Source organism: Allobrachymonas sp., assembly GCF_041912815.1.
GTDB lineage: Bacteria > Pseudomonadota > Gammaproteobacteria > Burkholderiales > Burkholderiaceae_C > Brachymonas.
In genome coordinates this window covers 17,006-35,856 of the sequence record NZ_JAYRLV010000004.1, presented here as the reverse complement: position 1 = coordinate 35,856, position 18,851 = coordinate 17,006, and the positions used below count along the sequence as shown (strand labels likewise).

Sequence of the window (18,851 nt, the reverse complement as noted above, 5' to 3'; positions counted from 1 at the left end):
CAAGGGACGGTTACGTCCACTGCGCCGCATCATCCGTCACCGCCACATAAAGAAAAACCGCCTCCCTCACGGGCCGGCGGGTTTTCTGCTGCTCCGGCAGAAGCGTCACATCGCAGCGCGCATGCGGGTCAGGAGATCGGCCGTGGAAGCATCGAGCCCCTGCACATCCCCGCTCGAGAACCGTGGTGCCAGTCCGCTCGCGAGCTGCTTGCCCAGCTCCACGCCGAACTGATCGAAACTGTTGAGCCCCCACACGGCACCGCTCACGAAGACACGGTGCTCGTAGAGCGCGATCAACGTCCCCAGCGTGAAGGGGGTGAGCTCCGGCAGGAGAATGAAGGTGCTCGGCCGGTTTCCCGGGCAGCAGCGCTGCGGATCAGGGTCGTCCCGTCCCAGCATCAGCGCCTGCGCCTGCGCCAGCGCATTGGCCAGCAGCAGCTCATGGTGCAGCGCCCATGGATGCTGGGGCCGACACACGGCGATGAACTCGACAGGCAGCACCTGGGGGCCCTGATGCAGCATCTCGAAGAAAGCATGCTGCCCGTTCGTTCCCGGTTCTCCCCACACGGTGGGACAGGTGGCATAGTCCAGCAGCTCTCCGCATGCACTGGAGCGCTTGCCATTGCTTTCCATCTCAAGCTGCTGCAGATAGGCCGGAAACCGCTGCAGCATCTGGGCATAGGGTGCCATGCACCGGGATGCATGCCCAAGGAAACTGCTGCGCCACACATCCAGCAGACCCAGCTGCATCGGCAGACTGTCCTGCGCCGGGGCTTCCACGAAATGCCGGTCCATGGCATGCGCTCCTGCCAGGAATTCCCGGAAGCGGGTGGCACCGATTGCCACCGCCAGCGACAGCCCCACAGCCGACCAGACCGAATACCGCCCGCCCACCCAGTCCCACATCGGAAATGCCTGCCGCATGCCGAGCGCATGGGCCGATTCGACCCGTGTCGTGATGCCCACGAAATGCTCGCCCAGGCGATCGGCATGGCGGCCATCCTCTGCCGCGCGGAACCAGGCCATGGCAGTGGCCGCATTGGTCATGGTTTCGAGCGTCGTGAAGGTCTTGCTCGCCACGATGAACAGGGTATGTGCAGGCTCCACCCGGGCCAGCACATCATGCAGGGCATCCCCGTCGACATTGCTCACGAAATGGAACCGCTTGCCTGTGTGCCCATAGGGAGCCAGCGCCTCGATCGCCATGCGCGGCCCCAGATCGGACCCCCCGATGCCTATGTTGACGATATCCGTGATGGACGCATCGTCCCGCACCCGTTCCGCATAGTCGAGAAAGGCGGTGCGCACGGCATCCATCTCGCGCCACAGAGGCTGCAAGGGCTCCGCCACACCTGCTTCCACAGGCTCGCGCAGCAGCCAGTGCATGACCCGACGCCCCTCCGTATGGTTGATGCGCTCACCGGCAAACATGGCCTGACGGCGGGCTTCCACTCCCTGGGCACAGGCCAGCCGGTGCAGAAGGGTCAGCACGTCGTCGTCGATGTGCGTCTTCGAGAAATCGACGTGTGCCAGCCATCTGTCCCCGTGGACAAAAGTGCGGCTCAGGCGTGCCGTACGCCCGGCATCCCGCGCAAAGGCAGTTCGAAGATCGAAGAGAGCGGCTCGCTCTGCCGAGGATGGCAGCGGCACACCCCCTGGCTGCACCCGGTTGACCGGAAAACGCGCTGCTGCCTCCTTCAGGAGACGCCATTCTGGCTGCCGGCTGGCGGCGCCGGGAGGCGTACAGACCACGGCAGACGACGATGCGGCCTGTGCCTCACAACGCTCGGGCGAAAATACATTCATGAACGGAACCTGGAGAAAACGAACTAATTGCGCAGCCTGACGGCAGATGGCATACCAGTCCCGACAGAGACAGGTGCGGTCTGCCCCGGGATCAGGCGGCTGCGTGCATCAGGGCCTCAAGCTTGACCGCATCGGCCGCAAACGCACGGATGCCCTCGGCGAGTTTTTCGGTGGCCATGGCGTCCTCATTGAGGGCATAGCGGAACGAGGCCTCGTCGAACTGCACGGCAGGAAGTGCACTTTCCCGTGCCTGTGCCACCGTGAGAGAGGGTGCGAAATCCGGCTGCACGGGAGTCGTGGCCAACTGTGCCAGCAGCTCGGGGCTGATGGTGAGCAGATCACACCCGGACAGGGCCATGATCTGGCCCACGTTGCGGAAGCTGGCCCCCATGATCTCGGTAGCCACCCCATGCTGCTTGTAGTAGTCGTAGATGCGCCGCACGGACTGCACGCCGGGATCGTTCGGACCGCTCATGGCTGCATCATCCCATGCAGCGCCGGCCTGCTTCCGGTACCAGTCGTAGATGCGGCCCACGAAAGGCGAAATGAGCTGTACTCCCGCATGGCCACAGGCCACGGCCTGACAGAAGGAGAACAGCAGCGTCAGATTGGTATGGATGCCGCGCTCTTCCAGAATGCGTGCCGCCTGGATGCCCTCCCAGGTCGATGCGATCTTGATGAGCACGCGGTCGATATGCACGCCCTGTCCCTCGTAGAGTTCGACAAGGTGCTCCGCGCGCGCCACCGTGGCTTCGGTATCGAAACTCAGTCGTGCATCCACTTCGGTCGAGACCCGGCCAGGAATGAGCGTGAGGATTTCGCAGCCGAACCGAACCAGCAGGTGGTCCATGGTGTCTGCGAGATTGGACACCCCCCTGCTGCGCACGATGTCCAGCAGCAGCGGTGCATAGTCGGGCTTCTGGACGGCCTTGAGAATAAGGGAGGGATTGGTCGTCGCATCGCGCGGCTGGAACTGGGCGATCTGGCGAAAATCGCCAGTGTCGGCCACGACCTTGGTGTATTGTCGGAGAGCGTCGAGCTGATTCATGTGGAGATTATGTCCCAATGGCTGCACAGCCTTGAATTCTGCATTGTGCAGTCGAATGGTTTCCGTGTGCTGACGCATCGACACAAAAATGTGACCAGGGTATACACCACGTGGCGCGCACCCTCAGCCGGCGCGCACACCCTCCGCCGACGCGCACACCCTCAGCTGGCGCGCGCATCCTCGGACACAGTGGCTTCCACTCCGTCGACCAGTGCGCGAAAGGCGGCACGCACCTGCGCTTCGCTGCATCCCAGCAGCAGGGCATCGTCAAGCGCATCCTGCAGGAGCTCGCGCAGCTCGGCATAGTTCTCGTTGAGCACCTTGACCTTCTCGAAGCACGACACGACCGAGCCATCTGCTCGGCGCCAGATCACGGAAGGGGATGCATCGGGTGCCCCGGAGGACACCGGAACAGGAGTGGAAGGGCTGCTCATGCGCAGGGATTGTAGAAGGGCATGCCCGGCCGCGCCACTGCGGCGTCGAGAACCCCTGCCCCGTCAGGCCGAAGGACCTGAAGAACCCGGTGCGTAGCCCAGGCGTGCCATCCAGGCCAAGCCCGCATCCGTCCCACCCACTCCCCCGCGGGCTGGCACATACTCACAGCCGACATAGCCCCCATACCCTGCGGCATCGAGCCAGCGCAACCAGGTGCGAAAGGGAATCCGGCCAGTCCCCGGCTCATGGCGTCCGGGGGCATCGGCCAGCTGGAGATGCCCGATGCGCGGCAAGTACCGGGCCAGCAGAGGCAGCGCCTCCTGCCCCATGCGGGCTACATGGTAGAAATCCAGCTGCACCTTGACCCCAGGCACCTGTTGCCGATCAAGCAGATGCAGCACCTCCTGCACAGTGGGCAGAAGGAATCGGGGCATATCCCAGGTATTGATGGCCTCCACCACCAGCCCGATGCCGTGCGGCGACAGGCGCGCCTGCGCATACCGCAAGTTCGCCCCCATCACGCTCCGCGCCTCTGCCGGATCTGCCCCTTCCGGCAGCAGCCCTGCCAGACAGTTGAGCTGCCGCACCCCGGTGATGCGCGCATGCGCCAGTGCCTGCTCCACTCCCTCTCGAAATTCCACCTGTCGATCCGCCAGACAGGCGATGCCCCGCTCGCCGGTGGCCCAGTCCCCCGCTGGCAGGTTGTGCAGCACCAGCCGCAGGCCATGACGATCGAGCAGATCACGGCAACGTCGGGCAGGCAGCGCATAGGGAAACTGGCACTCCACCGCACTGAAGCCGGAACGTGCCGCAGCGGCAAACCGGTCCTCGAAGGGGTATTCGGGATAGAGCAGGGAAATATTGGCAGCGAACCGAGGCATGCGCCCAAGTATGCCCCCAATCTGACAGAGGGACAGGGCTTGTTCCACCACGTGGCCCACCGCCTTTCTGCATCCCACGATTGCCTGTCGACACCCTGTGACAGGCTCTCGGGTGTCGGGTGCCATCCGGGGGCTTGTCCGGAGCAGGCCGTGCACTTTTTCGGCCTGCATTGGCGCTATGCTTGTCATGCAGCTGACTTGCACAACTTGTAAAAGGAATGAGATTCCCCTAGGCTTGTCATGCTCTCCCTGCTGCCGTTTTGCTTCGGTGCCGACGGTGGGGAAAGCCGGATGAGTCAGGTGATTCTGTTCCGCTCCCTTTTCTTGGATCGACCCCATGCGTAGTCCCACCACCCGCACTCCTTCGGATGATTCCTCCTCTCTGGCATCCCGTACCCCTTCCCGGGTGCTGGACCAGAAGTTCCAGGCACTGATTGCCCAGGCCACGGGTTCGCAGTCCCCTGCGCTCAACACCATGGCGTTCTACGACTGGATGGTCCACCTGATGGCCTCCCCCGGCAAGCAGCTGGAGCTCTGGCAGCTCGCCACCCAAATGCTCACGGAACTGCATCGCTTTGCCGTGGAGAGCCGCAATCACACCCTGCAGGAAAAGCTCGCTCCGCTGGTCGGTCTGCGCGCTGCAGACCCCGTGCGCTACCCCGTGGAAGACCACCGTTTTGCCGATCCGGCCTGGCAGGACTGGCCCTTCAGTCTGCTGCAGCAGGGCTATCTGATGCAGGAACGCTGGTGGCGCGCCGCCACGCAGAACGTGCCTGGAGTCGACCCCCACCATGCCGACTGGGTGTCTTTCTGCGCCCACCAGTGGATCAGCATGTACTCGCCAGCCAATTTCGCACTCACCAATCCGATGGTGCTGCATCGCACCAAGGAAGAACATGGCGCCAACCTGGCGCGTGGTCTCAAGAATTTCTTCGACGACATGCAGCGCAAGCTCAACAACGCACCTGCAGCGATCACCGAAGACTTTGTGGTGGGCAAGGATCTGGCAGCCACTCCAGGCAAGGTCGTGCTGCGCACCGAACTGATGGAACTCATCCAGTACAGCCCCACCACCGACAAGGTGCGCCCCGAGCCCGTGCTCATCGTTCCGGCGTGGATCATGAAGTACTACATCCTCGACCTGTCCCCGCACAACTCCATGATCCGCTATCTGGTGGCACAGGGGCATACGGTGTTCGCCATCTCCTGGAAGAACCCCGGGCTGCACGAGCACAACCTGGGCATGGAAGACTATTTGCGCGAAGGCCTCTATGCCGCCATCGACGCCATTGGCCGCATCGTGCCCGATCAGGGCATTCACGCCTGCGGCTACTGCCTGGGTGGCACGCTGCTGTCCATCGGCGCGGCTGCCATGGGGCGCGATGACGACAAGCGTCTCGCTTCCGTCACGCTCCTGGCTGCACAGACCGATTTCTCCGAACCCGGGGAGCTCGCGCTCTTCATCGACGAGAGCCAGCTCAACCTGCTCGAGGCGCAGATGGCCGAGCGTGGCTACCTCGACTCGACCCAGATGGCCGCCGCCTTCACCTGGCTGCGCTCCTACGACCTGGTCTGGTCGCGCATGGTGCAGGAATATCTGCTTGGCGACCGCGGACACAGCATCGACCTCATGGCCTGGAACGCGGACGCCACCCGCATGCCCGCGCGCATGCACACCGAATACCTGAGCAAGCTGTTCCTGCACAACGACCTTGCCCGCGGCAAGTACGAGGTCGGCGGCCGTCCTGTGGCGGTATCCGAGATCAGGCAACCCGTCTTTGCCGTGGGCACCGAGAGCGACCACGTCGCTCCCTGGTGTTCGGTCTACAAGATCCACCTGCTCAGCGATGCCGAGATCACCTTCGTGCTCACCAGTGGCGGACACAACGCCGGCATCGTCTCTGAACCCGGGCACCCCCACCGCCATTACCGCCAGATGACCCGCAAGGCAGGCGGGCATTACCTTTCGCAGGAGGAATGGGCCGCCACCGCACCGAGCTTCGAGGGCTCGTGGTGGGAATCCTGGAACCGCTGGCTCGATGCGCACTCCGGTGCTCCCATCGCTCCGCCGACCATGGGTGCCCCTGACGGCGGCTGCCCCGTCCTGTGCGACGCTCCTGGACATTACGTCCTGCAACGCTGAAACCATTCCTTTACCCGTTCACCTTTCACGCACGATCCGCCATGCCCGATATCCCGAACATCCTGAATACTCCCAGCAGCCATTTCGTCACCGTGAGCCCCGACCTTTCCGTCAAGGAAAACGGCGAGCCCATGGCCCTGCACAACCGCACCTTCGACGAACTGCAGATGGGCGACAGTGCCAGCATCACCCATACCCTCACCCGCGAGGACGTGACCCTGTTCGCCCTGGCCACCGGCGATCTCAATCCCCAGCACATCGATGACGCATACGCTGCCAACAGCATCTTCAAGACCGTGATCGCGCACGGCATGTGGGGCGCCGGACAGATTTCCGCCGTGCTCGGCATGCGCTTTCCCGGGCCAGGCACCATCTATCTGGGCCAGACCCTGCACTTCCGTGCACCCGTGCTGGTGGGCGACACCATTACCACCACCCTCACGGTCAGCGCCCGCGACGAGGTCAAGCGCCACATCACCTTCAGCTGCGAGTGCACCAACCAGCACGGCAAGACCGTCATTTCGGGCGACGCCACGGTCATTCCTCCGCGCGAACATGTCGAATGGGTGCCCCACGGCATCCCGGAAGTCCGCCTCATTCCGGCGCAGGATGGCGCCCGCCGCCTGGTCGACTATGCCCTCACCCTGGGTCGCATCCGCACGGCCATCGTCCACCCCTGCAATGCCCTCACGCTGGACTCCGCCCTCAAGGCTGCCGCCCGGGGCCTGATCGAGCCGGTGCTCATTGCCCCCAAGTCCAGACTCGAAGCCCTCGCAGAGCAGTGTGGATATGACCTGAGCGGCATCGCCATCGAGGACGTCCCCCACAGCGATGCCGCCGCCGAGCGTGCTGCCGAGATGGCCCGTGCCGGCACGGTCGAGGCCATCATGAAGGGCAGCCTGCACACCGACGAGCTCATGCGCGCCATCGTGGCCAAGGATTCCGGTCTGCGCACCAAGCGGCGCATCACCCACTGCTTCCTGCTGCAGTCGCCCGCCTACCCGCGCCCCTTCATCATCACCGACGCGGCCATCAACATCCTCCCCACGCTGGAGGTCAAGGCCGACATCATCCGCAACGCCATCGATCTCGCCCATGCCATCGGTGTGGCCAGGCCCAAGGTGGCCATCCTGGCTGCCGTGGAAACGGTGAATCCGGCCATGCCCGCCACGCTCGATGCCGCTGCCCTGTGCAAGATGGCCGATCGCGGCCAGATCACCGGTGGCGTGCTCGATGGCCCCCTGGCGCTCGACAATGCCGTCTCTGCCCATGCGGCGGCCATCAAGGGCATCCAGTCCGAAGTAGCCGGCGAGGCCGACATCCTGGTCGTCCCCGACCTCGAAAGCGGCAACATGATGGCCAAGCAGCTCGAATACCTGGGCGGTGCCCACATGGCAGGCATCGTGCTCGGAGCCAAGCTGCCCATCATTCTCACCAGCCGCGCGGACGAAGAAGAATCGCGCATCGCATCCTGCGCGCTGGCCGTGGTGCTGGCCCACCACTACCGCGTCACGCCGCCCTGAGGCACCTTGCGGCATCCCCTTGCCGTCAGAAGACGACAAGGGGAGCTCGCCCATGGTGCACATCCCTTTCTTCCCCCTCTTCCTTTCTTCTCCAGCACCCTCGCCGGGCCTTCCGTCCTTGCTGTCCACTTCCTCTGCGGCCACAACGCTACACAGGAAACGTCATGACAGCGCTGCCGTCAGAATGACTCGGCCCGCATGGCGCAAGCCGGGACGTTGCCCCAGTCTGCGTCCTGCTTTCTCATGCCGCAAGCGGCGTGTGCTCTGCACAACACAGCACTCTCTTCGCTCTCCAGTCCGTTCCTTTTCCCTTCCACTCATGAGCAAACTCATCCTCGTCCTGAACTGCGGTTCCTCCAGCATCAAATTCGCCCTGTTCGAAACCTCTGCTGGCAAGGTGCCGCGCCAGCGCATCTGGGGCGGCAAGGTCAACGGCATTGGGGGCACCCACCCCACCTGCGACACCACCGCTGCACCCTCGGTCGACCTCCATCTCGACCCGGAGCGCCCCTACCATGCGGCACTGGAACACATCCGGGATCTGGTCGTGGACTACCAGGGCGAACGCCGCATTGCCGCCGTGGCCCACCGCGTGGTGCATGGTGGTACCAAGTACTTTGCCCCTGTGCGCGTGGATGCAGCCGTACTCGATGACCTGCGCAGCTACATCCCACTGGCGCCCCTGCACCAGCCCTTCGCTCTCGAAGCCATTGCCGCCCTGCTGGAGGAATATCCCCGCCTGCCCCAGATCGCGTGCTTCGACACGGCCTTCCACCACACCCTGCCCGATGTCGAGAAGATGCTCCCCATCGACTGGGAGGCCTGGGAAGGCGGGTTGCGCCGCTACGGCTTCCATGGACTGTCCTACGACTACATGAGCATTGCGCTGCCCGAACGCCACGGCGATCTGGCTCGCGGCCGTACCCTGGTCGCCCACATCGGCAGCGGAGCAAGCCTGTGCGCCATGCACCACCTGCAGAGCGTAGGCACCACCATGGGCTTTTCGTCGCTCGATGGCGTGATGATGGGCACGCGCTGCGGCGCTCTCGATCCCGGCGCCGTCATCTACCTCATGGAAATCCAGAAACTCTCTCTGGAAGAGGTGGGACACATGCTCTATCACCGATCCGGCCTGCTGGGCATTTCCGGGCTCTCGGCCGACACCATGGACCTGCTTCCTGTCGAGCACGACAATCCCCGCGCCCGCCTCGCCCTCGCGGTCTATGTGCGCAGCATCGCCAAACAGATCGCCACCATGGCAACCACACTGGGAGGCATCGATCTGCTCGTTTTCACCGCCGGCGTGGGGGAACACAACGCCACGATCCGGGAACGCGTCTGCGCCGAGCTGGAATGGCTGGGAGCTCGACTCGACCCCGAGGCCAATGCCCGCCATGCCAGCGTCATCTCTGCCCCAGAGAGTGGCTTCACCATCGCGGTGGAACCCACCAACGAAGAGTGGGTGGCCGCCCAGCGCAGCCACGAGCTGCTGGGATTCACGGAGTGAACCCCGACAGCCCCCGATGCACACCAGCCTAATTCTGGCTCACATCGAAATGTTCGGCCTTGAGCACGAGATCGTGCTGCAGCCCATCACTGCTGAATTCGCGCGGCATCTCGACCACGGCATCCAGCCCCTTGTCGAGGTCAGGAGCAGACGTCTCGGCATCGGGCCAATAGCTCTCGGCCGTGCGCTCGGGGCTACCGAACCGTTCCACAAAGGCGGCAATGGCTGCCTTCCCGGCAGCATTCAGGGCATAACGTTTCATGGACATGTCTCCTGGTACAGGTTTGAGAACACGCATCCAGCTCCTTGGCGTCGGCATTTGCCTGAGGAGCGGGGGCGTGGCTGGCCTATTGTGCCCGTTTCCCATTGCGTCTTCCGGAGGCAGAGGAGACTGTCGGTAGCCTGTACGAGGCCTTGTGCCCTGTCTGCCCTCCTCCGCCCTCCTCCCCCCTGTGCGACGGTTTCGTGAACATTGGATGACGCCCCCTTCTCGCGCATCGAGGTACTCCCTACAATCTTCGCAAGCGGCTGAAATGCCTTTTTTTGGTGCATTTCCTGTCTGCAGGCTCAGGTTCTCCAAGTCGCGGTCCTGCAGCAAGCAAGCCCGTTTCCAATCCCTCAGTCCCTGAAAGGACCCCCATCATGCGTGCGATCAAGGAAGCACGGAAGTTCATCGAGAAGAATCCCGGAAGTGACAGCGCCAAAACCCTGTCACGACTGGTGCTGGCGCTCGAATCCGAAGCCGACTTTCCGATTTCGGATATCTACCTGCTGGACTACGACAATTTCAATCTGGCTCTTGCCATCCTGCAGGAATGGCGGCTGGATCGCCATTACGCCGGCAAATCGCGCCTGTTCGACATTTCCCGGCATGTCGCCGACCTGCACGAAGACGCCCCAGTCCCACAGAACGACGCGCCCCGGCCAGAAGGCTCCCCGGCTCCCGCTTCGCGCAAGAGCAGCAGCAAAGACAGCAAGAAATAACGGCTTTCTTGCTGTTCCCCAGAGCTCGCTTGCGTTTTCTGCGAGCTCAGGACAAAAAGAAAAGCGCCTTCAGCCGAAGGCGCCTCACAGGGCATGGAGTTTCCCCATGCCCATCGCATCATGGCAAGCCGCCGCAGACATCACAGGCGGGTAACGTGCGGTCAGTCTGGTCAGGCTGTTCCGGTCACGTCGTCATTCCACAGGAGCTGGCCGACGCCATAAAGCTGTGCCAGGGTGCGCAAATGAGACGGCGCATGGGAAATGCTGAGCGCATGCCCCTCTTTCTCGCAGGCTCTCTGCAGAGCCAGCAGCACCGCCAGCGCGGACGAATCGAACTTGCTGAGCGCCCCCGCATCGACAGAGGGAACCGCATCGCCCAACTCACGCAGGAGCTGCTCGCGCAGACTGCGCTCGACTGCCGGCGCCGTATGGACCGTGATTTCGGAAGGCAGGCTCAACATGGTCACGCTTTCTCAAAGGGATTCAATGATTCGCCCTGCCCCACTCACCGGCCGGCATTGGCGCGGTTCTTGGCGGCCAGCGAAGCGATGAGGCTGTCTACCCCCTTGGTGTTGACTTCCTGCGCGAACTGCTGCTTGTAGGTGTCGATCATCCACACACCGCCCACATTGAGGTTGTAGGCCTTCCAGCCATATCCGTGCCCAGGCGTCTTTTCGAGACGGTAGTCGAGAGTGACCGGCTGACCGGAACCACCGATGAGCTGGCTGTGCACCAGCACGTCGGATGCCGCACCGCCGCGAACCGGATAGACCTTGACCTGCTTGTCACCAGCCATCTTGAAGGCGCCGGCATAGGTGCGCACCAGCAGCGTCTTGAACTCCTGCTCCAGACGGGCCTTCTGGGCAGGGGTGGCAGTGCGCCATGCGGGACCGACAGTCGAGGCCGTCATGCGTGCAAAGTCGACATGGGGCATCACCTTGCTGTCGACGAGGTGGATGATGCGGTTCACGTCCCCAGCCTGCATGGCCTTGTCGGCCTTGATGGATGCCAGCGTGTCACCCGACACCTTCTGCACCATGGCTTCGGGGCTGAGGTCAGCTGCCCATGCCGCTGCAGGCAGGGCAGACCCGGCCAGCAGAGCAGCGGCAGTGGCCACGGAACCGAGGGAAGCGGTGAAAGTACGACGTAGCATGGTGTTTTTCTCCTTCTGTGCAATCCATGGATGGAATATTCGAAACTGGGCCGCCAATGCCGACCGGCATCCAGCCAATCCCGTGCCGCCATCTTGGCAGCGCTTTGAGCCCACACCGGGCCGAGATGCAACCGAATGCAACGCATGCGGCATCCGGCACGCACCGTGCAGCGAATCGGTCGTTCTTGTTACAACTTCACTGCAGCGTGGGGACCACGGCGATTCATCGTTTCCAGAACGTGCCGCCCCAGTTGTTGTTGAGGCGGTTGAGCAGCTGCGGTGCAGCCGGCATGATCTGACGGCTCTGCTGCCCCACCGATTCGGCTGTTTTGGGGGCAACCATTCCTCCCGTTGCCCCCACCTCCGCAGAGGCAGCGGCCGCCGGCGCTGATGCAGCCCCGGTGGCAGTCTCCGCGGCCGATGCAGCCGGTTCAGGTGCCGTGGCGGTATCCTGTCCCTCGGGCGGTGGCTCGTAGCCGTCTGTGCCATCGGGCGGCGGCGCATAGCCATCGGTCGCCGATGCTGCCCCTGAAGCCGGAGTGACCGGCGTGGCGACACTTCCATCCGCGTTCTGCGCTGCCACCTGATACTGGCGATTCTGCAGATAGGCATCCCGCATGAAGCTGTAGGGATCCAGGGCAGCCTGGTCGAGCAGATCGGTGGTGTCGAGCAGGCCCGCGCGGGTATTGACGGCAGAAAGCACAATGACGCCGTTGCGGGCATCCACGTTGTGAATGGCCCCCACAGGATTCATGTACCAGTCCATCGGCAGAGCTGCCGTATCACGCAGCGTGGAAGGGCCCAGAATGGGCAGCACCAGGTAGGGTCCCGGCCCCATGCCCCAATGGGCCAGCGTCAGGCCGAAATCCTCGCGCTTCTGGGGGATGCGTGCCTCGGAGGCCACATCGAAGATGCCGCCCAGACCAAAGCTGGTGTTGATCGCAAAGCGCCAGAAATTGTTCATGGCCTCCTGGCCCTTGAACTGCAGGACGCTGTTCACGGCCGACCAGGCATCACCCAGATTGCTGAACACATTGCGCACGCCCGTCTGCACGAACCCCGGTGTCACCTTGGTGTAGGCCACGGTGACGGGTCTGAACACGGCCCGGTCAAAGGCATCGTTGAAGCTGTAGACGCCGCGATTCCAGGGTTCGAGCGGATCGGCGGGGTTGGCCGTGGGGCCCGTCGCACAGCCGGCCAGCACAACCGAGGCTCCAAGCGCCCACAGCCAGCGACGGGGTACGCGGACGGAAGAAGAGGACAGGGACACGTGTTTCACTGGCTGGCTCCTTGCTTGCTGCTTTTGGCGGGAGCGGGAGCAGGTGCGGCCGCCTTGCCTGCATCGCTGCCGTCGGAGGCCGAACCATCGCTGCTGCCGGCCTGTTCGGCCTTGCTGTTGATGAACTGGCCGATGAGGTTCTCCAGCACCACGGCGGACTGTGTATTGGTGACTTTGTCACCCTGCTTCCAGCTGGCGTCGCTGTACCCGGCCTCGATGCCGATGTACTGATCCCCCAGCAGCCCGCTGGTCAGGATCTTGAGGGAGCTGTCGGAAGGAAAATGATACTGGCTGTCGAGATCGATGGTGACCATGGCCTGATAGGTCTTGTCGTCGAAGTGAATGCTCTTGACGCGCCCCACCAGCACCCCCGCGCTCTTGACGGCGGATTTGGGCTTGAGCCCCCCGATGTCCTGGAACACTGCCTGGACCTCATAGCCCTTGCTGCTGCCCAGCGACAGCAGATTGCCGGCCTTGAGCGCCAGGAAAAGCAGTGCGACGCCTCCCAGCAGCACAAACAGTCCTACCCAGATATCGACTTTGGAACGTTGCATGATCGAAGAATCCTTCCGTTGTTCTTGTGCGCTGCTCAGATGCTGAACATCATGGCCGTGAGCAGGAAATCGAGTGCCAGCACGGTCAGCGAAGCCACCACGACGGTGCGGGTGGTGGCACGGGACACCCCTTCTGGCGTGGGCCGTGCCGAATATCCCTCCAACAGGGCGACGAAGGTCACGGCAATGCCGAACACCACGCTCTTGATGACCCCATTGGCCACATCCTTCCAGACATCGACTCCCCCCTGCATCTGACTCCAGAAGGAGCCGTCGTCGAGCCCGATGAGCTTGACCGCCACCAGCCAGCCCCCCAGAATGCCGACAGCGCTGAAGATGGCAGCCAGGACCGGCATGGCCACCACCCCGCCCCAGAAGCGCGGTGCCAGGATGCGATCCACCGGATTGACGGCCATCATCTCCATGGCGTCGAGCTGTTCGCCCGCCTTCATGAGGCCGATTTCCGCCGTGAGCGAAGTGCCCGCACGGCCGGCAAAGAGCAGCCCTGTCACCACCGGCCCCAGCTCGCGCAGCAGACTCAGTGCCACCAGCAGCCCCACCGATTCCGAGGAGCCGAAGCTCTTGAGGGTGTAGTAGCCCTGGAGGCCGAGCACAAACCCGACGAAAAGCCCCGAAATGGCGATGATGGACAGGGAATAGTTGCCCAGAAAATGCACCTGATCCCGGATGAGTCCCGGTCGGCGCCAGCTGCCCACGGAGGTGATGAGGCGGCCGAAGAGGCGTGCACCCATGCCCAGCCGCACCACCTGACGGCGCAGGGCATAGCCGAGATCGGAGGGATTGAGATAGTTCATGGCTTTTGTGCCTGCCCTTGCAGATCGCGCAGCCCCAGGTCCTGCGCCAGACTGGGGCCCGGGTAGTGGAAGCGCACCGGGCCATCCGGCGAAGCCTGCACGAACTGGCGCACCAGAGGGTCCTCGTTGCGCCGGATGTCATCGGGTGTGCCCTGCGCCGCGATGATGCCATTGGCCAGAATGACCACATGGTCGGCGATGCGGAAGGTTTGATCCAGATCGTGCGACACCAGAATGCTGGTGAGCCCCATGGCATCGTTGAGCTGGCGCACGAGCTGGGCAATGGTGCCCAGGGAAATGGGGTCGAGCCCGGCAAATGGCTCGTCGTACATGACGAATTCAGGATCGAGCGCAATGGCCCGCGCCAATGCCACCCGCCGCGACATGCCTCCCGACACCTCGCTCGGCATCAGATCGCGCGCGCCCCGCAGTCCCACGGCATTGAGCTTCATGAGCACGATGTCGCGGATCATCGACTCGGGCAGCTGCGTGTGCTCGCGCAGGGGAAACGCCACGTTGTCGAAGACTGTCATGTCGGTGAACAGGGCACCGAACTGGAACAGCATGCCCATGCGCCTCCGTGCGGCATACAGGGCGGCATGGTCCAGACGCCCCACATCCTCGCCGCCCAGGAGCACCTCGCCGCTGCGCGCACGCTGCTGCCCACCGATGAGCCGCAGCACCGTGGTCTTGCCTCCGCCTGAAGCCCCCATGATGGCCGTGACCTTGCCACGGGGCACCGTCAGGGAAACATCTCGGAGAATCTCCGGCCCCTCGCCATAGCTGAAATGCACATGCCGCAACTCCACCAGTGCAGGCACGGCAGAGGACGGCTCGGCCCCGGAAGCCATCGACGTGGTCACCGGGGCCCCGGAAACGGCAGGGGACATGGACATGCCAAGGATTCTAAGGCCTGCGCCCGAGACCTGCACGGCCCCCTTGTCGGGCCCCTTCCACCCTGAAGTCATCTGCCCCATTCAGGCAGTCAGCACCTCGCCCCGCAGGGAATGCGGCAGCGCCTCGGTGATGCGCACGTCCAGCATGTGCCCCACGAGGTGATCACGCCCCGCCCCTGCGGCAAAGTTCACGATGCGGTTGCAGGCTGTGCGCCCCATGAGCTCTTCGGGGTTCTTGCGCGAGGGGCCTTCGACCAGAATGCGCTGCACCGTGCCTACCCGGCTGGCGCTGATGCGCCGCACGTTTTCCTCCAGCAAGGCCTGGACCTGCTGGAGCCGGCGCAGCTTCACCTCGTGCGGCGTATCGTCGGCCAGATTCGCAGCCGGGGTACCGGGACGCGGACTGAAGATGAAGCTGAAACTGGAGTCATAGCCCACATCCTCGATCAGACGGAGCAGACGAGCGAAGTCGTCGTCCGTCTCGCCGGGGAACCCCACGATGAAATCGCTCGACAGACTGATGTCCGGCCGCACGGCACGCAGCTTGCGGATGATGCTCTTGTACTCCATGGCGGTGTAGCCACGCTTCATGGCCATGAGAATGCGGTCGCTGCCATGCTGCACCGGCAGATGCAGGTGGCTCACCAGCTGGGGCACGCGGGCATAGACGTCGATGAGCCGCTGGGTGAACTCGTTGGGATGGCTCGTGGTGTAGCGGATGCGCTCGATCCCTGGAATATCGGCCACATACTCGATCAGCAGCGCAAAATCGGCGATCTCGCCGCCATCTCCCATCTTTCCTCGGTAGGCATTCACATTCTGCCCCAGCAGGGTCACCTCTTTCACGCCCTGGTCGGCCAGCCCCGCCACCTCGATCAGCACTTCCTCCAGCGGTCTGCTGAACTCCTCGCCGCGCGTGTAGGGCACCACACAGTAGCTGCAGTACTTGCTGCAGCCTTCCATGATGGACACGAAGGCCGATGCCCCCTCCACCCGGGCAGGCGGCAGGTGATCGAACTTCTCGATCTCGGGAAAGCTGATGTCCACCTGTGGCGCATGCTGCGCCTCGCTCTCCTGCAGCAGCTCAGGCAGCCGGTGCAGTGTCTGGGGACCGAACACCACGTCCACAAAGGGCGCACGCCGGATGATCTCGGCCCCCTCCTGACTCGCCACGCAGCCCCCCACCCCGATCTTCACGCCACGTGCCTTGAGGTGCCGGATGCGCCCCAGATCGCTGAAGACCTTTTCCTGCGCCTTTTCACGCACGGAGCAGGTGTTGAAGAGGATGAGATCGGCCTCCTCCACGTCGTCGGTTTTCTGGTAGCCCTGCGCTGCACCGAGCACATCGGCCATCTTGTCCGAGTCGTACTCGTTCATCTGGCAGCCGAATGTCTTGATGTAAACCTTGCGGGGAGTGGAATTGGACATGAGGGAAACTCCTGCCGCACGCCATGCGCATGCAGCCATTCAATGGAAGGATGAAGAATTCAAATTCAGGAAGCGGAGGCCACAGCCCCTGCCACCGCAGATGGCATGACCATGCGCGTCACCGTCACTGCGGCCGAGCGGCCCGGCGATGGAATCGCTTCCACGGGGCGGAGCGCCTCCTGCCTGGCACCTGAAACGCTGCACGCCCGGGAAATACCGTCACTGCGTCCCGTCGAAGGTAGGCAGCTGATCGAAGGGAGTGTCCCGCCGAACCCTGCGCGTGGGATCCACCCCCATCATGCGCAGGGCCTGGTCGCGCTTCTGACGGGGCGAGAGCTGCTGCGCCTCTTCGCGATCCAGCAGCCAAATGTCGCCGATGCGCCCGCTGGCATCGCGCACATACAGAGCGTCATAGAGAATGCCCGTACCGCCGAGCTGTCGTGCCGACAGCTGGCGATTGCGCGGCCCGCGCACATGCGACCCCGGCGAAAGCCGCTCGTCGTGGCCATCGACCCGGATGGCCGGCGGCTCCACGAACTCGATCATGCCCCGCTCTGCCTTGTCTGGGAAACTGCGGTGCCGCATGTAGGGCTGGGAGGAAGACGTGCTGTCCGTTGCCACCGGAAAGCCGGTATCGGCAAGGGCACTCCCTGCCGCACCCCACAAGGCAAGCACATGCGCACACAGCGCCAGACGGGACATGCAGCGGTTCATGGTGTAGATCCAGAGGCTGAAAGGAATGAGGACCGAAGAACGGCATGCGCGCCCGGAGCGGGAACACTGCTGTCCTATCCGTATCATCCCGAATCGGGATTTGTAAAACTTGCGGCCGGCCTTTTCGCTGCGGATGCGAACACCCTGCATAATGGAACGGCAAGACGCGGAGCCCGCACTCTCCTGGAGCAGTGCAGCACGGGCGGCCAGCGATTTTACCTCACCCGCTATTTCAGGGGATTGACATGAGCGCTGCACCCGAAGAACTGAGCTACGGCCACCTCAGGATGAATGTACCCAAATTCCTGGCCAACAACATTCCCATCAAGCTGACCAAGGTCGCCAAAATCGACATCCAGGGGGATGAAATCCCCGGCACCGCCATCTACAGCGTCTCCAATGCCATCACGGGAGAAACCATCTTCAAGAGCACCCAGGTGGAAGAACTGCGGCGCTGGATCCGCGACAACTCCGACGCCTACGACACCAGCTACTGACAAGAACGGAACACAGAGAGCGGCCAGCCACACCTCGCTCTGTGGCTGGCGACTTTGTGGATACCCATGAGGCAAGAGGACGCCTGCGCTCCCCATACTCACAGCTGCAATGAGAAAACCCCTGCCTTCGCAAAAAGGCAGGGGTTTTTATTGGTGGCGCTTCACGGACTCGAACCGCGGACCTGTGGATTATGATTCCATCGCTCTAACCGACTGAGCTAAAGCGCCGTAGGAGACGAAGTATAGCATGGCTTTTGAAAACTCTGGGAATGCCGAGTTCAAAAGTTGCTGCGCTTCGCATCACGCCGGTGGATCAGCTGTTGGTGAAGGCAGGCTTGCGCTTTTCGACGAAGGCGGCCATGCCTTCCTTCTGGTCATGGGTGGAGAACAGGCTGTGGAACAGGCGACGTTCGTACATGACGCCGTCGGAGAGGCCGCTTTCGAAGGCGCGGTTGACCGATTCCTTGGCCGCGAACACGGCCAGACGCGGCATGCTGGCGATCACCAGTGCGGTGCCGAGGGCCTCTTCCATGAGCTTGTCGAGCGGCACGACGCGGCTCACCAGCCCGGCACGCTCGGCTTCGGTGGCATCCATCATGCGGGCGGTCAGGGCCATGTCCATGGCCTTGGCCTTGCCCACGGCGCGCGGCAGACGCTGTGTACCGCCAGCACCGGGGATGATGCCGAGCTTGATCTCGGGCTGGCCGAACTTGGCATTGTCGGCAGCGATGATGAAGTCGCACATCATGGAGAGTTCGCACCCGCCACCCAGCGCATAGCCGGACACAGCGGCGATCACGGGCTTGCGGATGTGGCGAATGGCCTCCCAGTTGCGGGTGATGTAGTCGCCGCCGAAGGCATCGGCAAAGCTGTAGCCTGCCATGGCCGTGATGTCTGCGCCTGCGGCAAAGGCCTTTTCGCTGCCGGTGATGACCATGCAGCCGATCTTGTCGTCTGCCTCGAAGGCCTGCAGCGCCTGGCCGAGTTCGGTCATCAGCTGGTCATTGAGGGCGTTGAGGGCCTGGGGACGATACAGGGTGATGACCCCCACCTTTTCGCCTTCGATACGGGTCTGGATGCATTCATAAGCCATGAGTGAGCTCCTGAAGGAAAGTGTTTGTTGCACATGCACACACCGGCCCGAGGGCCGGCTGCAGATCGGCGCGCTGGGCGCCTGCTCCTTGGACG

At 63.4% G+C, this 18,851-nt stretch carries 19 protein-coding genes and 1 tRNA gene; 5 read left to right on the top strand and 15 right to left on the bottom strand.

What is annotated here, in order from left to right; genetic code table 11:
• Positions 1-105: 105 nt before the first annotated feature.
• The 4 genes from pgi to ACE3P9_RS04995 form a co-directional block, all read right to left on the bottom strand.
• Positions 106-1,806 carry a glucose-6-phosphate isomerase gene (pgi, locus tag ACE3P9_RS05010; protein WP_374492183.1) on the bottom strand — a complete coding sequence of 567 codons (1,701 nt, stop codon included), beginning with the start codon at positions 1,804-1,806 and terminating at the stop codon, positions 106-108.
• 91 nt (positions 1,807-1,897) lie between these two features.
• On the bottom strand, positions 1,898-2,854 hold the full coding sequence (tal, locus tag ACE3P9_RS05005; protein WP_374492182.1) for a transaldolase: 957 nt from the start codon (positions 2,852-2,854) through the stop codon (positions 1,898-1,900).
• A 161-nt stretch (positions 2,855-3,015) separates the two neighbouring features.
• Positions 3,016-3,288, bottom strand: a complete 273-nt coding sequence (locus ACE3P9_RS05000; RefSeq protein WP_374492181.1) for a hypothetical protein — start codon at positions 3,286-3,288, stop codon at positions 3,016-3,018.
• 63 nt (positions 3,289-3,351) lie between these two features.
• The gene (locus ACE3P9_RS04995) at positions 3,352-4,170 is read right to left on the bottom strand and encodes a hydroxypyruvate isomerase family protein (protein WP_374492180.1); all 819 of its coding nucleotides are present in this window, start codon (positions 4,168-4,170) and stop codon (positions 3,352-3,354) included.
• Between the two features lie 337 nt (positions 4,171-4,507).
• Here ACE3P9_RS04995 and ACE3P9_RS04990 point away from each other — a divergent pair, with 337 nt between their 5' ends.
• From ACE3P9_RS04990 to ACE3P9_RS04980, 3 genes are all read left to right on the top strand, one after another.
• The gene (locus ACE3P9_RS04990) at positions 4,508-6,313 is read left to right on the top strand and encodes a PHA/PHB synthase family protein (RefSeq protein ID WP_374492179.1); all 1,806 of its coding nucleotides are present in this window, start codon (positions 4,508-4,510) and stop codon (positions 6,311-6,313) included.
• Between the two features lie 131 nt (positions 6,314-6,444).
• Entirely contained in the window at positions 6,445-7,836 is a 1,392-nt protein-coding gene (locus ACE3P9_RS04985) for a bifunctional enoyl-CoA hydratase/phosphate acetyltransferase (RefSeq protein ID WP_374492318.1), read from the top strand.
• A gap of 319 nt (positions 7,837-8,155) precedes the next feature.
• Positions 8,156-9,343 (top strand): acetate/propionate family kinase, encoded by a 1,188-nt coding sequence (locus ACE3P9_RS04980; protein ID WP_374492178.1) that lies wholly within the window; start codon positions 8,156-8,158, stop codon positions 9,341-9,343.
• Positions 9,344-9,371: 28 nt separating this feature from the next.
• Here the strand turns inward: ACE3P9_RS04980 and ACE3P9_RS04975 are convergent, their stop codons facing one another.
• The gene (locus ACE3P9_RS04975; protein ID WP_374492177.1) at positions 9,372-9,605 is read right to left on the bottom strand and encodes a hypothetical protein; all 234 of its coding nucleotides are present in this window, start codon (positions 9,603-9,605) and stop codon (positions 9,372-9,374) included.
• A gap of 380 nt (positions 9,606-9,985) precedes the next feature.
• Here ACE3P9_RS04975 and ACE3P9_RS04970 point away from each other — a divergent pair, with 380 nt between their 5' ends.
• A complete protein-coding gene (locus tag ACE3P9_RS04970) occupies positions 9,986-10,327 on the top strand; it encodes a hypothetical protein (RefSeq protein WP_374492176.1) in 342 nt (113 codons plus the stop codon).
• A 170-nt stretch (positions 10,328-10,497) separates the two neighbouring features.
• Here ACE3P9_RS04970 and ACE3P9_RS04965 read toward each other — a convergent pair whose 3' ends face one another.
• The 8 genes from ACE3P9_RS04965 to ACE3P9_RS04930 form a co-directional block, all read right to left on the bottom strand.
• Positions 10,498-10,788 carry a lipid asymmetry maintenance protein MlaB gene (locus ACE3P9_RS04965; protein ID WP_374492316.1) on the bottom strand — a complete coding sequence of 97 codons (291 nt, stop codon included), beginning with the start codon at positions 10,786-10,788 and terminating at the stop codon, positions 10,498-10,500.
• A gap of 44 nt (positions 10,789-10,832) precedes the next feature.
• On the bottom strand, positions 10,833-11,480 hold the full coding sequence (locus ACE3P9_RS04960) for a phospholipid-binding protein MlaC (RefSeq protein ID WP_374492175.1): 648 nt from the start codon (positions 11,478-11,480) through the stop codon (positions 10,833-10,835).
• 223 nt (positions 11,481-11,703) lie between these two features.
• On the bottom strand, positions 11,704-12,759 hold the full coding sequence (locus ACE3P9_RS04955) for a VacJ family lipoprotein (RefSeq protein WP_374492173.1): 1,056 nt from the start codon (positions 12,757-12,759) through the stop codon (positions 11,704-11,706).
• Complete coding sequence (gene mlaD, locus ACE3P9_RS04950; protein ID WP_374492172.1) at positions 12,756-13,313, bottom strand: outer membrane lipid asymmetry maintenance protein MlaD; 558 nt, start codon at positions 13,311-13,313, stop codon at positions 12,756-12,758. Before mlaD ends, ACE3P9_RS04955 begins: the two co-directional genes overlap by 4 nt.
• Positions 13,314-13,348: 35 nt before the next feature.
• Positions 13,349-14,128, bottom strand: coding sequence for a lipid asymmetry maintenance ABC transporter permease subunit MlaE (gene mlaE / locus ACE3P9_RS04945; RefSeq protein ID WP_374492171.1), 780 nt, complete (start codon positions 14,126-14,128; stop codon positions 13,349-13,351).
• Positions 14,125-14,979, bottom strand: coding sequence for an ABC transporter ATP-binding protein (locus ACE3P9_RS04940; protein WP_374492315.1), 855 nt, complete (start codon positions 14,977-14,979; stop codon positions 14,125-14,127). The genes mlaE and ACE3P9_RS04940 overlap by 4 nt, the downstream gene beginning before the upstream one ends.
• 126 nt (positions 14,980-15,105) lie before the next feature.
• Complete coding sequence (gene miaB, locus ACE3P9_RS04935) at positions 15,106-16,452, bottom strand: tRNA (N6-isopentenyl adenosine(37)-C2)-methylthiotransferase MiaB (RefSeq protein ID WP_374492170.1); 1,347 nt, start codon at positions 16,450-16,452, stop codon at positions 15,106-15,108.
• A gap of 219 nt (positions 16,453-16,671) precedes the next feature.
• A complete protein-coding gene (locus ACE3P9_RS04930; protein ID WP_374492169.1) occupies positions 16,672-17,166 on the bottom strand; it encodes a hypothetical protein in 495 nt (164 codons plus the stop codon).
• Positions 17,167-17,411: 245 nt separating this feature from the next.
• Here ACE3P9_RS04930 and ACE3P9_RS04925 point away from each other — a divergent pair, with 245 nt between their 5' ends.
• Positions 17,412-17,663: a hypothetical protein gene (locus ACE3P9_RS04925; protein WP_374492168.1), complete on the top strand. Its 252-nt coding sequence runs from the start codon at positions 17,412-17,414 to the stop codon at positions 17,661-17,663.
• A gap of 151 nt (positions 17,664-17,814) precedes the next feature.
• Here ACE3P9_RS04925 and ACE3P9_RS04920 read toward each other — a convergent pair.
• Positions 17,815-17,891, bottom strand: a tRNA-Met gene (locus tag ACE3P9_RS04920).
• Positions 17,892-17,976: 85 nt separating this feature from the next.
• Entirely contained in the window at positions 17,977-18,756 is a 780-nt protein-coding gene (locus ACE3P9_RS04915; protein WP_374492167.1) for an enoyl-CoA hydratase, read from the bottom strand.
• Positions 18,757-18,851: the final 95 nt, after the last annotated feature.

Excerpts from the sequence above, each read along its gene's own strand:
- ACE3P9_RS04975 (WP_374492177.1), bottom strand. The coding sequence starts at position 9,605 with ATGAAACGTTATGCCCTGAATGCTGCCGGGAAGGCAGCCATTGCCGCC.
- ACE3P9_RS04970 (WP_374492176.1), top strand. The coding sequence starts at position 9,986 with ATGCGTGCGATCAAGGAAGCACGGAAGTTCATCGAGAAGAATCCCGGA.
- ACE3P9_RS04930 (WP_374492169.1), bottom strand. The coding sequence starts at position 17,166 with ATGAACCGCTGCATGTCCCGTCTGGCGCTGTGTGCGCATGTGCTTGCC.
- ACE3P9_RS04985 (WP_374492318.1), top strand. The coding sequence starts at position 6,445 with ATGGCCCTGCACAACCGCACCTTCGACGAACTGCAGATGGGCGACAGT.
- pgi (WP_374492183.1), bottom strand. The coding sequence starts at position 1,806 with ATGAATGTATTTTCGCCCGAGCGTTGTGAGGCACAGGCCGCATCGTCG.
- ACE3P9_RS04960 (WP_374492175.1), bottom strand. The coding sequence starts at position 11,480 with ATGCTACGTCGTACTTTCACCGCTTCCCTCGGTTCCGTGGCCACTGCC.
- miaB (WP_374492170.1), bottom strand. The coding sequence starts at position 16,452 with ATGTCCAATTCCACTCCCCGCAAGGTTTACATCAAGACATTCGGCTGC.
- mlaD (WP_374492172.1), bottom strand. The coding sequence starts at position 13,313 with ATGCAACGTTCCAAAGTCGATATCTGGGTAGGACTGTTTGTGCTGCTG.
- ACE3P9_RS04965 (WP_374492316.1), bottom strand. The coding sequence starts at position 10,788 with ATGTTGAGCCTGCCTTCCGAAATCACGGTCCATACGGCGCCGGCAGTC.
- ACE3P9_RS04925 (WP_374492168.1), top strand. The coding sequence starts at position 17,412 with ATGAGCGCTGCACCCGAAGAACTGAGCTACGGCCACCTCAGGATGAAT.
- ACE3P9_RS04995 (WP_374492180.1), bottom strand. The coding sequence starts at position 4,170 with ATGCCTCGGTTCGCTGCCAATATTTCCCTGCTCTATCCCGAATACCCC.
- ACE3P9_RS04915 (WP_374492167.1), bottom strand. The coding sequence starts at position 18,756 with ATGGCTTATGAATGCATCCAGACCCGTATCGAAGGCGAAAAGGTGGGG.
- ACE3P9_RS04980 (WP_374492178.1), top strand. The coding sequence starts at position 8,156 with ATGAGCAAACTCATCCTCGTCCTGAACTGCGGTTCCTCCAGCATCAAA.
- ACE3P9_RS04990 (WP_374492179.1), top strand. The coding sequence starts at position 4,508 with ATGCGTAGTCCCACCACCCGCACTCCTTCGGATGATTCCTCCTCTCTG.
- tal (WP_374492182.1), bottom strand. The coding sequence starts at position 2,854 with ATGAATCAGCTCGACGCTCTCCGACAATACACCAAGGTCGTGGCCGAC.
- ACE3P9_RS05000 (WP_374492181.1), bottom strand. The coding sequence starts at position 3,288 with ATGAGCAGCCCTTCCACTCCTGTTCCGGTGTCCTCCGGGGCACCCGAT.
- ACE3P9_RS04940 (WP_374492315.1), bottom strand. The coding sequence starts at position 14,979 with ATGGCTTCCGGGGCCGAGCCGTCCTCTGCCGTGCCTGCACTGGTGGAG.
- mlaE (WP_374492171.1), bottom strand. The coding sequence starts at position 14,128 with ATGAACTATCTCAATCCCTCCGATCTCGGCTATGCCCTGCGCCGTCAG.